This is a genomic window from Enterobacter sp. BNK-34 (assembly GCF_048684445.1).
GTDB classification, from domain to species: domain Bacteria; phylum Pseudomonadota; class Gammaproteobacteria; order Enterobacterales; family Enterobacteriaceae; genus Enterobacter; species Enterobacter pseudoroggenkampii.
In genome coordinates, this window is record NZ_JBLQUA010000001.1 from 657,516 (window position 1) to 669,943 (window position 12,428).

Consider the following 12,428-nt stretch of genomic DNA (forward strand, 5'->3'; position numbering starts at 1 on the left):
TTATGGCAACATTAACTGCAAAAAATCTCGCGAAGGCCTATAAGGGCCGCCGTGTCGTAGAAGATGTCAGTCTGACCGTCAACTCCGGCGAAATTGTAGGGCTGCTTGGCCCTAACGGTGCGGGTAAAACCACCACTTTCTACATGGTCGTTGGCATTGTGCCGCGAGATGCCGGCAACATTGTCATTGACGATGAAGACATCAGTCTTCTGCCGCTGCACGCGCGCGCACGTCGCGGGATCGGCTACCTGCCGCAGGAAGCCTCCATTTTCCGTCGTCTTAGCGTTTACGATAACCTGATGGCGGTCCTGCAAATTCGTAACGATCTGACCAGCGAACAGCGTCAGGATCGTGCCAACGAGCTGATGGAAGAGTTCCACATTGAGCATCTGCGCGACAGCCTCGGTCAGGCTCTCTCCGGGGGCGAACGCCGCCGCGTTGAGATTGCCCGTGCGCTGGCCGCAAACCCGAAGTTTATCCTTCTGGATGAACCGTTTGCGGGCGTTGACCCAATCTCGGTTATCGACATTAAACGTATCATTGAACACCTGCGTGACAGCGGGCTTGGCGTACTGATCACCGACCACAACGTCCGTGAAACGCTGGCCGTGTGTGAACGCGCGTATATTGTGAGCCAGGGCAATCTGATCGCCCACGGTACGCCGCAGCAGATCCTCGAAGACGATCATGTTAAGCGCGTCTATCTTGGGGAAGACTTCAGACTCTGATAGGGTAGAGGTAACGTAACGCCGAACCGGAGAAAAATGCTCTGAACATGAAGCAAGGTTTGCAATTAAGGCTCAGCCAACAACTGGCGATGACGCCGCAGCTACAGCAGGCAATTCGCCTGTTGCAACTGTCCACGTTAGAACTTCAGCAGGAGCTCCAGCAGGCGCTGGACAGCAACCCCCTGCTGGAACAAACCGATCTTCATGACGAGGTAGATACCCAGCAATCGCAGGATACAGAAGCGCTCGACACCGCGGATGCACTCGAACAAAAAGAGATGCCGGACGAGCTTCCGCTGGATGCCAGCTGGGATGAAATCTACACCGCCGGAACCCCTTCCGGTACGCGTGCAGACTACCAGGATGATGAGCTACCGGTCTACCAGGGCGAAACCACCCAGTCACTGCAGGATTACCTGATGTGGCAGGTGGAACTCACACCCTTCTCCGATACCGACCGCGCGATTGCCACCTCAATTGTCGATGCCGTTGACGACACCGGCTATTTGACCGTCACGCTGGACGATATTCTGGAAAGCATGGGCGACGACGAGATTGAGCTTGAGGAAGTTGAAGCCGTTCTGAAGCGCATCCAGCGTTTCGATCCGGTAGGCGTGGCCGCAAAAGATCTGCGCGACTGCCTGCTAATCCAGCTTTCTCAGTTCAGCAAAGAGACGCCATGGCTCGACGAGGCGCGCTTAATCATCAGCGATCATCTGGATCTGTTGGCGAACCACGATTTCCGCACCCTGATGCGCGTCACGCGCCTGAAGGAAGAGGTGCTGAAAGAAGCGGTGAATCTGATCCAGTCGCTCGATCCGCGCCCGGGACAGTCGATCCAGACCAGCGAGCCCGAGTACGTCATCCCGGATGTGCTGGTCAGAAAACACAATGGCCGCTGGGTCGTTGAACTGAATTCAGACAGCATCCCTCGCCTGCAAATCAACCAGCAGTATGCCTCCATGTGCACCAGCGTGCGTAACGACTCCGACAATCAATATATTCGTAGCAATTTGCAGGAAGCGCGATGGCTGATCAAAAGTCTGGAGAGCCGAAATGATACGCTGCTACGCGTCAGCCGCTGTATTGTCGAACAGCAGCAGGCGTTCTTTGAGCAGGGCGAAGAGTATATGAAACCGATGGTACTGGCGGATATCGCCCAGGCCGTCGAAATGCATGAATCAACCATTTCCCGTGTCACCACGCAGAAGTATCTGCACAGTCCACGCGGTATTTTTGAGCTTAAGTATTTCTTCTCCAGCCATGTGAATACCGAAGGCGGCGGCGAAGCGTCGTCAACGGCCATTCGTGCCCTGGTGAAGAAGTTGATCGCCGCGGAGAATCCCGCGAAGCCACTAAGCGACAGTAAGTTAACCACCATGCTGTCCGATCAGGGTATTATGGTGGCACGTCGTACTGTTGCGAAGTATCGAGAGTCTTTATCCATTCCGCCGTCCAACCAGCGTAAACAGCTGGTCTGACACAACCGATAAGGAAGACACTATGCAGCTCAACATCACTGGACAAAACGTCGAAATTACTGAGGCTTTACGCGACTTTGTGAACGCGAAGTTTGCAAAACTCGAGCAGTATTTCGAAAGGATCAATCAGGTCTATATTGTGTTGAAAGTGGAGAAAGTGACTCATATCTCGGATGCCACCCTGCATGTTAACGGGGGTGAACTGCATGCCAGTGCGGAAGGACAAGACATGTACGCTGCTATCGACGGCTTGATTGATAAGCTTGCACGACAGCTCAATAAACATAAAGATAAACTGAAACAACACTAATTGTCCGGGCAGTTAACGGGTGCAGGACGGCCTGTTGTGAAACACAACAGGCCATTTGTACAGTTAGCGCTTAGGTGAAATTATGATGAACAACGATTCCGCTCTTCAACTGAGCAATGTCCTTAACCAGGAATGTACCCGCAGTGCGGTTCACTGCCAGAGCAAAAAACGTGCGCTGGAGATCATCAGTGAACTGGCTGCAAAACAGCTGGGCCTGCCGCCGCAGGTGGTATTCGAAGCGATTCTGACCCGTGAAAAAATGGGCAGTACCGGTATCGGCAACGGCATCGCGATCCCGCACGGCAAACTGGAAGAGGATACCCTGCGTGCCGTTGGTGTGTTTGTGCAGCTTGAAACACCCATCGCCTTCGATGCCATTGATAACCAGCCCGTCGATCTCCTCTTCGCGCTGCTGGTGCCTGCCGATCAGACTAAAACCCATCTGCATACGCTGTCGCTGGTCGCCAAGCGTCTGGCTGACAAAACCATTTGCCGTCGACTGCGCTCGGCCCAAAGTGATGAAGAGCTCTATCAGATTATCACTGAAGCAGAAGGCAATCAGGATGATGCATAACCAGGAGATGGCCTTCACATCTGTTGTCCTGAGGAGAAACGGAACATGGTGCTGATGATTGTCAGTGGCCGTTCAGGGTCGGGGAAATCCGTTGCTCTGCGCGCGCTGGAAGACATGGGTTTTTACTGCGTCGATAACCTGCCGGTCGTGTTATTGCCTGACCTGGCCCGTACGCTTGCGGAGAGGCAAACCTCTGCCGCCGTCAGCATCGACGTCCGTAACATGCCTGAATCGCCAGAGATCTTCGAACAGGCCATGAGCAACCTGCCTGATGCGTTCTCGCCTCAGCTGCTTTTCCTCGATGCAGACCGCAATACGCTGATCCGCCGCTACAGCGATACCCGTCGCTTGCACCCGCTTTCCAGTAAGAACCTCTCTCTGGAGAGCGCGATCGATGAAGAGAGCGACCTGCTGGAGCCGCTGCGTTCTCGTGCCGACCTGATTGTCGACACCTCTGAGATGTCCGTTCACGAGTTGGCGGAAATGCTGCGTACCCGACTGTTGGGCAAGCGCGAGCGCGAACTGACGATGGTGTTCGAATCCTTCGGCTTTAAGCACGGTATTCCGATTGATGCGGATTACGTTTTCGACGTGCGCTTCCTGCCTAACCCGCACTGGGATCCGAAGCTGCGTCCCATGACCGGTCTGGATAAACCCGTCGCGGCCTTCCTCGACCGGCACACAGAAGTTCACAATTTTATCTACCAGACGCGAAGCTACCTTGAGCTATGGTTACCTATGCTGGAGACAAACAATCGTAGCTACCTGACGGTGGCGATTGGCTGTACCGGCGGTAAACATCGTTCGGTTTATATCGCCGAACAGCTGGCCGACTATTTCCGCTCGCGCGGGAAGAACGTTCAGTCCCGTCATCGCACGCTGGAAAAACGTAAAACATGACCGTAAAACAAACCGTTGAGATCACCAATAAGCTGGGTATGCATGCACGCCCGGCGATGAAACTGTTTGAGCTGATGCAGGGTTTCGATGCTGAGGTTCTGCTGCGGAATGACGAAGGTACCGAAGCGGAAGCGAACAGCGTGATCGCCCTGCTAATGCTGGATTCCGCCAAAGGGCGCCAGATTGAAGTCGAAGCCACCGGACCTCAGGAAGAGGAAGCGCTGGCGGCGGTGATTGCCCTGTTTAACGCCGGATTTGACGAAGACTAGCGTTCGCCCCTCGGCGGGTGGCGCTGCGCTTACCCGCCCTACATAAGATTATTACGCTGCATAAAACCCTCTCCACCCAGCTGATTCATCTGGCGTAGGATCCACGCCTGACGGCTTCGCACGTACCCTGATGGGGCACTGGCTTTAAAGCGGATGGGATTCGGTAAGACAGCGGCCAGAAATGCTGCTTCTGACATGCTCAGACGGCTGGCTGGCTTATTGAAATAACGCTGCGCGGCAGCTTCCACGCCAAAAATACCGTCGCCAAATTCAGCGACGTTGAGATAGACGGTCAGAATGCGCTTTTTGCTCCAGACCGTTTCCATCCCCAGGGTTAACCCCGCTTCCAGCCCTTTTCGCACCCAGCTGCGGCCGTCCCACAGAAACAGATTTTTGGCCGTCTGCTGCGACAAGGTTGAGGCACCGCGCACGCGGTTTTCATGGCGTTCGTTATGGGCTAGCGCCTTCTCAATGGCCGCCACGTCGAACCCCCAGTGCTCCGGGAATTTCTGGTCCTCCGCCGCGATGACCGCCAGCCCCATGAACGGCGAGATCTCGTCCATGCTTACCCAGTCAGAGTGGGCAACATAGCTGAAATCGCCGCCGAGCCACGCGCCGAGCTGGCGCTCAACCATTACGGCGGAGAACGGGACTGGCATAATGCTGAACAGGGCGAGTCCACCGCCCCAAAACACCGCCAGCATCAGAACGATGCGCAACAGGGTACGTTTTACCCACGCGCCGGCACCGGATTGACGACTCATTCAGCCAACACCAGCACGCGGGCGACCAGCTTTTCGATCCCCATAGCCGCTTCTGCAATATTCTTCGCCAGCATATACGCAGGCGTGGTGACAATTTTGTTATCTTCATCAACCACAATGTCATCTACCGGGCACGGAACGTGTTCGCCCCCCATTTCCTCGACGATCTCTGCGGTATCGATATCCGTCCCGATGGTCAGGCGCAGCGGGAAATCAAAAATCTTAGGCAACATCGCCGGTGCGATACAGATAAAGCCCAGCGGCTTTCCTGCCGCATGCATGGCCTGTGACAGCGCTTTCAGATGAGGATCGATCTGACACTCCGCGCCCTGCGCAGCAAAGGTACTGAGATTTTTGGCCGCGCCAAACCCACCCGGCACAATGAGCGCATCAAGCTCTGTAGGGTCTGCCTGAATAAGAGGATGGATATCACCTCGCGCAATACGCGCGGCTTCAATCAGTACATTACGGGTTTCCGCCATCGGCTCACCGGTCAGATGATTAATCACATCCGCCTGATTTTTGTCTGGCGCAAAACAAATCACCTCTGCTCCCTGCTTAGCCAGGGCCAGCAGTGTGATTACGGCTTCATGTATCTCAGAACCATCGTAAACACCGCATCCGCTCAGCACGACACCAATCTTTTTCATCATGACAATCCTTTTCTGCAACTTGCTGAAGCACATTAATAATTTTGATTAAAACGCTATGCTTCACACATTTCACTGATTCATGTAACAAACCATTTAAGATTTGCTATCTTATCTGCGTGCGGCCTAAATTTTTCAGGCAGCGCCCTTTCGAAAATAACGTTTAAAAACAGGCGCAGCCACGATTTCCCTGGTGTTGGCGCAGTATTCGCGCACCCCGGTTAATCCGGGGTCATTTTTTTCTGGCGTCAACCCAGGCTTTAAGCACCGCCACATCGTTTTGCCACTCTTGCTTCATCTCTTCAACCCAATCACCCACGTTATCTTCCCATGCAGGTAAATCAGGCGACTGAATCTGTTGACCCAACTGCTGCAGGTGGCGTAGGCCAACCGAACCGGCGGCACCTTTAATTTTATGTCCTTCTTCCACGATGCCCTTCTGGTCACGCGCCGTCAGGTTTGATTCCAGCACACTCAGATAGCCCGGCATCATTTTTTCGAACACCGCCAGACCATCGGTAATCAGTTTCGGGCCGACCAGATCGATGTACTGCTCCAGCATCGCGGTATCGAGTATCGTTTGGGCTTTTGCGCTATCAACAGACGTCATGGTGCTCTCCTCTTCATCACGGGTATCCCAGAACTTCTTAATCATGGCGGTCAGAGCAGGCACCGCCAGCGGCTTGCTGAGTACATCGTCCATACCGGCATCGAGATACTCTTTTTTATCTTTCAGCACGTTCGCCGTCAGGGCAACCAGCGGCGGCAGTTCGTCGGCCGCGTACTGACGCGTCAGCTCGCGTGAGATATCCAGCCCGGTCATATCCGGTAACTGAATATCCAGCAGAACAAGATCGTATTCGTCCGGTTTAAACATCTCCAGCGCGGCCTTACCGGTCATCGCGACATCGACGCTGTTGCCCAGTTTTTCCAGCACGGAGCGCGCCACGATCACGTTCAGCTCAATGTCTTCCACCAGCAGGACGTGCAGCGCAGGCAGCGGCATATCGTCATTTTCAAAGGTATCCTCAACCTCCTCCGCCACCGCCGGCGCATGGACCGTCAGCGTGAAGGTTGACCCTTTACCCGGCTGGCTGGCAACGGTGATATCGCCCCCCATGCTCTTCGCCAGTCGTTTAGAGACCGCCAGGCCAATGCCCGTTCCGGTAGCTGGTTTTCCGCCGTTGCTGTCCTTCACCTGGTAGTACATGGCGAAGATTTTGTCCTGCTCCTCCTGCGGAATACCCATCCCGGAGTCCTCTACCTCAAAGTGCAGCATGTCGCCTTCGTCAAAGCGGATGCGCACCGCAACCTGCCCCTTCTGGGTAAATTTCACCGCGTTGCTGATAAGGTTCCACAGGATCTGGCGCAAACGCGTACCGTCAGTCACCACTTTATGCGGCAGCGGCAGGGTTGGCTCCATGACAAAACTTAGCCCCTTCTGCTGCGCCTGCAGGCCGGACAGGTTTTCCAGATCGGCAAGGAAGCTGGTGAAATCAACAGGCTGATTATCAAGCTGAACTTTACGGCGCTCCATCTTATCCATATCAATAATATCGTTGAAGATATTACCCAGCGTGACCGCCGAAACATGGATAGTCTTGAGGTATTTTTCCTGCTCTGCGGTCAGGTCGGTATCCAGCAGAATACGGCTCAGCCCGACGATGCCGTTAAGCGGCGTACGCAGCTCGTGGCTGATGGTGGAGATAAAGGTGGTCTTGTCGCGGCTGGCACGCTCAAGGGCATCCTGATAGCGCTTACGCTCGGTAATGTCGCGGCCAAAGCCCATCAGGCCATGGCGTTTCCCCACGCGGTCATAGTAGGGCACCTTACGGATCTCAAAGCAGGCTTTGCGTCCGTCCGGGTAATCCAGCCACTGTTCATAGGTCAGCGAGACGTTATGACGGAAGACTTTTTCGTCGGTCTCCATGACCTTGGCCGCCGCCTCTTCAGAGTAAACGTCCTGCGGTTTCAGGTTAATCAGCTGCTTCTCGCTTTTCCCGGTGAGCAACTCCATCGCCCGGTTACAGCCGGAAAACTCTTTATCTTCATTACGGTAAAACACCAGATCCGGCGAAGCATCGAGGAACGACCGCAGGAAAGAGGATTGCTGCTCAAGCTGGATCTGCGTGACCTCGCGCTCTTTCATTTCGATTTTCAGCTGCTCCAGCGTGGCCTGGCGCTCGGCCTCCGCCTTCTCACGATCTGAAATCTCCTGGTTCAGCTGCGCAATGTTGTCTTTAAGCTGGACGTTGAGCTTCAGGTCTCGCTCGCGCATCTCTTCCAGTTTATCGACCAGCTTAGACAAACGCTGACGGGACTCTTCCAGCTGTTCAACCACCACGGAAAGGAAGTAGACCGCCCAGGGGGTAATAAGTAATCCAAAGAAGATGGAGCGGATGACGTCGATACTCTCGACCTGACCATGCAGAACCATGGTGACGGCCATTTGCACGACAATGGCCAGAACGACCAGCGCCAGCGCAAGCAGCATGGAGAAACGCACCAGCCCAAGCTTCATCATCAGATCGACGTAATACTGGGCAAGCATTCGAATTTGCTTCATAGAGGATCCCTTCACGACTTTATCGCTCAATAATACTCAAATTCAGGGCGAGGCGTTGAAGGTTGTGAGAAAAAGTGCGGGGTGAAACAGGAGATTAGCCTCGCTCCCGGTGAACCGGAAGCGAGGAGAGGTCAATCAGGAGCGTTTCAACAACAGCCAGAGGCTGATCAGGAGGAAACTGGCGCTTGGCAGCAGCGCACCAATTATCGGCGGAATGCCATAAACCAGCGTCAGCGGACCGAAGATCTGGTCGAGCACGTAGAACACAAAGCCGAAGCTGATACCGGTCACGACGCGCACGCCCATCGGCACGCTGCGTAACGGGCCGAAGATAAACGACAGCGCCATCAGCATCATCACCGCCACGGACATCGGCTGGAAGATTTTGCTCCACATGTTGAGCTGATAACGTCCCGCATCCTGCCCGCTCGACTTCAGGTATTTCACATAGTTGTGTAAACCGCTGATGGAGAGCGCGTCTGGATCCAGCGCCACGACCCCGAGCTTATCGGGCGTCAGGTTGGTCTTCCACGTCCCGGTTACCGTCTGAGAACCCGTAATCTGTTTCGGATCGGTCAGGTTAGATTCATCAACCTGGGACAACCGCCACTGCTTATGTTCGGCGTCAAATTTCGCCGAAGAGGCGTGGCGAACGGACTCCAGACGGCGCTGGTCATCGAAAGCGTAGATGCTCACCCCACCCAGTTCGTCATTCCCCTTTACCCGCTCGATGTAGACGAAGTTTTTACCGTCTTTCGCCCATAAACCTTGTTGAGTCGAGAGCAGTGAGCCACCGTACATTGCCTGCGCACGGTAGTTACGCGCCATCTGTTCGCCCTGCGGCGCGACCCACTCGCCGATCGCCATGGTCAACAGCACCAGTGGGATCGCGGTTTTCATTACCGACAGCGCGACCTGCATGCGGGTAAAGCCTGAGGCCTGCATAACGACCAGCTCACTACGCTGCGCCAGCATTCCCAGCCCCAGCAGCGCGCCCAGCAGGGCCGCCATCGGGAAGAAGATCTGCACATCTTTCGGCACGCTGAGCAGGGTATACATCCCCGCGCCCATCGCGTCATAGCTCCCCTGCCCGGCTTTTTTCAGCTGATCGACAAATTTGATAATGCCGGAGAGCGACACCAGCATGAACAAGGTCATCATGATGGTGGTAAAAATGGTTTTACCGATATAGCGATCAAGAACGCCAAACGCCTGCATTAGATGGCTCCTTTACGCGAGAATCGGGCACGTATGCGGCGCACAGGCACCGTATCCCACAGGTTTAACCCTAGCGCCAGTAAGATGTACAGGCTGTTGACGAACCATGTCCAGACCATAGGGTCCAGCTTACCCTTCGCGCCGTTAGAACGAATCGAGGTTTGCAGCAGGAAATAGATCAGGTAAAGCAGCATCGCCGGCAGCATAGAGAGCACGCGTCCCTGGCGAGGGTTCACCACGCTCAGCGGAACGACAATCAGCGCCATCATAAACACGGTGAAGACGAGCGTAATACGCCAGTGGAACTCAGCGCGCGCTCTGTCGGTATCGGTATTCCAGAGGGTCCGCATGTCCATTTGCTCGGTATCCGTTGGATCGAGCGCCACCGCCTGATGGCCGATAATGGCCTGATAGTTCTGGAAATCCGTGATACGGAAGTCGCGCAGCATCGCGGTGCCTTCGAAACGGGTGCCTTTATTCAGCGTCACGATCTGAGAACCATCTTTGCGCTGAGCAAGCTGACCGGAATCTGCAACCACCACGGAAGGACGCGCGTTACCTTTGGGACGTAACTGCGCCAGGAAGACGTCGTTGAATTTACTGCCGTCAACGCTCTCAATAAACAGCACGGAGTTGCCGTCGGTCGCCTGCTGGAACTGCCCCTGGGCTAACGCCGCCATGCCGGGGTTGGCTTTCGCTTCGGCCAGCACTTCGTCCTGATGACGGGAAGACATGGGGCCCGCCCACATCACATTCACCGCGGCAACAATACCCGTGAACAGCGCCAGTATCATGGCCGCTTTCACCAGTACCGCTTTGCTCAGGCCACAGGCATGCATCACCGTGATTTCACTCTCGGTGTAGAGTTTCCCAAGCGTCATGAGCAGGCCAAGGAAAAGACTTAGCGGCAGGATGAGCTGCGCCATTTCCGGGATCCCTAAACCAAGCAGGGAAAGCACCAGATTTGTTGGAATTTCGCCGTCAACGGCCGCACCGAGGATCTTAACCAGCTTCTGACAGAAAAAAATCAGCAGCAGGATGAAGAGGATCGCCAGTTGGCTTTTGAGCGTCTCCCGCACCAGATATCTTATGATTATCACTTTAAATACGCCCGTAAAAACCCGTCTCTTTGCAGGAATTTCGCTTGTTTCATGGCTTAAACGTCATTTATTCTCTTGAGTCGTCGAAATCATCGCTAAGATTAAAACATCCAGCGGATTCACGCTTCAGGACTTTTTCTGACGTGTCGAAACCGTAGTAACGTAAGATTAACACGAAGTCACCACAACAGCGGACATGAGTTACGAAAGGTTTCAATTCTATCCGTAGCAGCCGCCGTTGTCTTTAAGATTCAGGAGCGTAGTGCATGGAGTTCAGTGTAAAAAGCGGTAGCCCGGAGAAACAGCGGAGTGCCTGCATCGTTGTGGGCGTCTTTGAACCACGCCGACTCTCCCCGATCGCCGAGCAACTCGATAAAATCAGTGACGGCTATATTAGCGCCCTGCTGCGCCGTGGCGAACTGGAAGGCAAACCTGGGCAGACGCTGTTACTGCACCATGTTCCGAACGTACTGTCAGAGCGTATTCTGCTGATTGGCTGCGGCAAAGAACGCGAGCTGGATGAACGTCAGTATAAGCAGGTGATTCAGAAAACAATCAATACGCTGAATGATACCGGCTCAATGGAAGCCGTCTGCTTCCTGACTGAATTGCACGTCAAAGGGCGTAACACCTACTGGAAAGTGCGTCAGGCGGTCGAAACGGCAAAAGAGAGCCTCTACAGCTTCGATCAGTTGAAGACCAATAAAAGCGAGCCGCGTCGTCCGCTGCGTAAAATGGTCTTTAACGTGCCAACCCGTCGCGAACTGACCAGCGGCGAACGCGCGATCCAGCACGGTCTGGCGATCGCAGCCGGCATTAAAGCGGCCAAAGATCTCGGCAACATGCCGCCTAACATCTGTAACGCGGCGTACCTGGCCTCTCAGGCGCGTCAGCTGGCCGACGCCTACAGCAAAAACGTCATTACCCGCGTCATCGGCGAACAGCAGATGAAAGAGCTCGGGATGCACTCTTACCTGGCGGTCGGTAACGGATCGCAGAATGAATCCCTGATGTCCGTCATCGAGTACAAGGGCAACCCGGCCGAAGACGCGCGCCCTGTCGTGCTGGTCGGTAAAGGCCTGACCTTCGATTCCGGCGGTATCTCCATCAAGCCTGCCGAAGGCATGGACGAGATGAAATACGACATGTGCGGCGCGGCGGCGGTTTACGGCGTGATGCGCATGGTCGCTGAACTTCAGTTGCCGATTAACGTTATCGGCGTACTGGCGGGCTGCGAAAACATGCCTGGCGGGCGTGCTTATCGTCCGGGTGACGTGCTGACCACCATGTCCGGCCAGACCGTTGAAGTGCTGAATACGGACGCCGAAGGCCGTCTGGTGCTGTGTGACGTGCTGACCTACGTTGAGCGCTTCGAGCCTGAAGCGGTCATTGACGTCGCCACGCTCACCGGCGCCTGTGTGATTGCGCTGGGCCACCACATCACCGGCCTGATGTCGAACCACAATCCGCTGGCGCACGAGCTTATCGGCGCCTCGGAACAGGCCGGTGACCGCGCATGGCGTCTGCCGTTGGGTGACGAATATCAGGAGCAGCTGGAGTCTAACTTCGCGGATATGGCAAACATCGGTGGACGTCCTGGCGGGGCGATCACCGCGGGCTGCTTCCTGGCACGCTTCACCCGCAAGTACAACTGGGCGCACCTGGATATCGCGGGCACCGCATGGCGCTCCGGCAAAGCCAAAGGCGCAACCGGTCGTCCAGTGGCGCTGCTGTCGCAGTTCCTGCTCAATCGCGCGGGTTTTAACGGCGACGAATGATGTAAAACGCCGGGTGGCGGCTTCGCCTTACCCGGCCTACAGCGTCACTCAACCGTAGGCCGGGTAAGCGTAGCGCCACCCGGCTTTGCA

General features: G+C 55.1%; 12 protein-coding genes. 7 read left to right on the forward strand and 5 right to left on the reverse strand.

Features of this window, described 5'->3' with window-relative positions; genetic code table 11:
- The first annotated feature begins 2 nt into the window (after positions 1–2).
- The 6 genes from lptB to npr all read left to right on the forward strand — a co-directional run bounded on the left by lptB (position 3) and on the right by npr (position 4,262).
- Positions 3–728 (forward strand): LPS export ABC transporter ATP-binding protein, encoded by a 726-nt coding sequence (gene lptB, locus ACMGG5_RS03400; protein ID WP_025756692.1) that lies wholly within the window; start codon positions 3–5, stop codon positions 726–728.
- A gap of 47 nt (positions 729–775) precedes the next feature.
- Entirely contained in the window at positions 776–2,209 is a 1,434-nt protein-coding gene (gene rpoN / locus ACMGG5_RS03405; RefSeq protein WP_420277523.1) for an RNA polymerase factor sigma-54, read from the forward strand.
- Between the two features lie 22 nt (positions 2,210–2,231).
- Positions 2,232–2,519: a ribosome hibernation promoting factor gene (gene hpf, locus ACMGG5_RS03410; protein WP_008501444.1), complete on the forward strand. Its 288-nt coding sequence runs from the start codon at positions 2,232–2,234 to the stop codon at positions 2,517–2,519.
- A gap of 82 nt (positions 2,520–2,601) precedes the next feature.
- The gene (gene ptsN / locus ACMGG5_RS03415) at positions 2,602–3,093 is read left to right on the forward strand and encodes a PTS IIA-like nitrogen regulatory protein PtsN (protein WP_008501443.1); all 492 of its coding nucleotides are present in this window, start codon (positions 2,602–2,604) and stop codon (positions 3,091–3,093) included.
- Between the two features lie 45 nt (positions 3,094–3,138).
- Positions 3,139–3,993, forward strand: a complete 855-nt coding sequence (rapZ, locus tag ACMGG5_RS03420) for an RNase adapter RapZ (RefSeq protein WP_014885397.1) — start codon at positions 3,139–3,141, stop codon at positions 3,991–3,993.
- Complete coding sequence (npr, locus tag ACMGG5_RS03425; protein ID WP_003861872.1) at positions 3,990–4,262, forward strand: PTS phosphocarrier protein NPr; 273 nt, start codon at positions 3,990–3,992, stop codon at positions 4,260–4,262. The genes rapZ and npr overlap by 4 nt, the downstream gene beginning before the upstream one ends.
- 38 nt (positions 4,263–4,300) lie before the next feature.
- Here npr and mtgA read toward each other — a convergent pair whose 3' ends face one another.
- The 5 genes from mtgA to lptF all read right to left on the reverse strand — a co-directional run bounded on the left by mtgA (position 4,301) and on the right by lptF (position 10,560).
- Positions 4,301–5,026, reverse strand: a complete 726-nt coding sequence (mtgA, locus tag ACMGG5_RS03430; protein WP_420277524.1) for a monofunctional biosynthetic peptidoglycan transglycosylase — start codon at positions 5,024–5,026, stop codon at positions 4,301–4,303.
- Entirely contained in the window at positions 5,023–5,676 is a 654-nt protein-coding gene (gene elbB / locus ACMGG5_RS03435) for an isoprenoid biosynthesis glyoxalase ElbB (RefSeq protein WP_032645081.1), read from the reverse strand. The genes mtgA and elbB overlap by 4 nt, the downstream gene beginning before the upstream one ends.
- A 232-nt stretch (positions 5,677–5,908) precedes the next feature.
- Positions 5,909–8,242, reverse strand: coding sequence for an aerobic respiration two-component sensor histidine kinase ArcB (arcB, locus tag ACMGG5_RS03440; RefSeq protein WP_420277525.1), 2,334 nt, complete (start codon positions 8,240–8,242; stop codon positions 5,909–5,911).
- A gap of 135 nt (positions 8,243–8,377) precedes the next feature.
- Positions 8,378–9,460 (reverse strand): LPS export ABC transporter permease LptG, encoded by a 1,083-nt coding sequence (gene lptG, locus ACMGG5_RS03445; protein WP_024906346.1) that lies wholly within the window; start codon positions 9,458–9,460, stop codon positions 8,378–8,380.
- Positions 9,460–10,560: an LPS export ABC transporter permease LptF gene (gene lptF, locus ACMGG5_RS03450; RefSeq protein WP_024906345.1), complete on the reverse strand. Its 1,101-nt coding sequence runs from the start codon at positions 10,558–10,560 to the stop codon at positions 9,460–9,462. The genes lptG and lptF overlap by 1 nt, the downstream gene beginning before the upstream one ends.
- A 266-nt stretch (positions 10,561–10,826) precedes the next feature.
- On the opposite strand from lptF, the gene pepA reads away from it, so the two are divergent.
- Positions 10,827–12,338 carry a leucyl aminopeptidase gene (gene pepA / locus ACMGG5_RS03455; protein WP_024906344.1) on the forward strand — a complete coding sequence of 504 codons (1,512 nt, stop codon included), beginning with the start codon at positions 10,827–10,829 and terminating at the stop codon, positions 12,336–12,338.
- The last annotated feature ends 90 nt before the right edge of the window (positions 12,339–12,428 follow it).

Excerpts from the sequence above, each read along its gene's own strand:
- ptsN (WP_008501443.1), top strand. The coding sequence starts at position 2,602 with ATGATGAACAACGATTCCGCTCTTCAACTGAGCAATGTCCTTAACCAG.
- arcB (WP_420277525.1), bottom strand. The coding sequence starts at position 8,242 with ATGAAGCAAATTCGAATGCTTGCCCAGTATTACGTCGATCTGATGATG.
- elbB (WP_032645081.1), bottom strand. The coding sequence starts at position 5,676 with ATGAAAAAGATTGGTGTCGTGCTGAGCGGATGCGGTGTTTACGATGGT.
- rapZ (WP_014885397.1), top strand. The coding sequence starts at position 3,139 with ATGGTGCTGATGATTGTCAGTGGCCGTTCAGGGTCGGGGAAATCCGTT.
- rpoN (WP_420277523.1), top strand. The coding sequence starts at position 776 with ATGAAGCAAGGTTTGCAATTAAGGCTCAGCCAACAACTGGCGATGACG.
- mtgA (WP_420277524.1), bottom strand. The coding sequence starts at position 5,026 with ATGAGTCGTCAATCCGGTGCCGGCGCGTGGGTAAAACGTACCCTGTTG.
- pepA (WP_024906344.1), top strand. The coding sequence starts at position 10,827 with ATGGAGTTCAGTGTAAAAAGCGGTAGCCCGGAGAAACAGCGGAGTGCC.
- lptB (WP_025756692.1), top strand. The coding sequence starts at position 3 with ATGGCAACATTAACTGCAAAAAATCTCGCGAAGGCCTATAAGGGCCGC.
- lptG (WP_024906346.1), bottom strand. The coding sequence starts at position 9,460 with ATGCAGGCGTTTGGCGTTCTTGATCGCTATATCGGTAAAACCATTTTT.
- hpf (WP_008501444.1), top strand. The coding sequence starts at position 2,232 with ATGCAGCTCAACATCACTGGACAAAACGTCGAAATTACTGAGGCTTTA.
- npr (WP_003861872.1), top strand. The coding sequence starts at position 3,990 with ATGACCGTAAAACAAACCGTTGAGATCACCAATAAGCTGGGTATGCAT.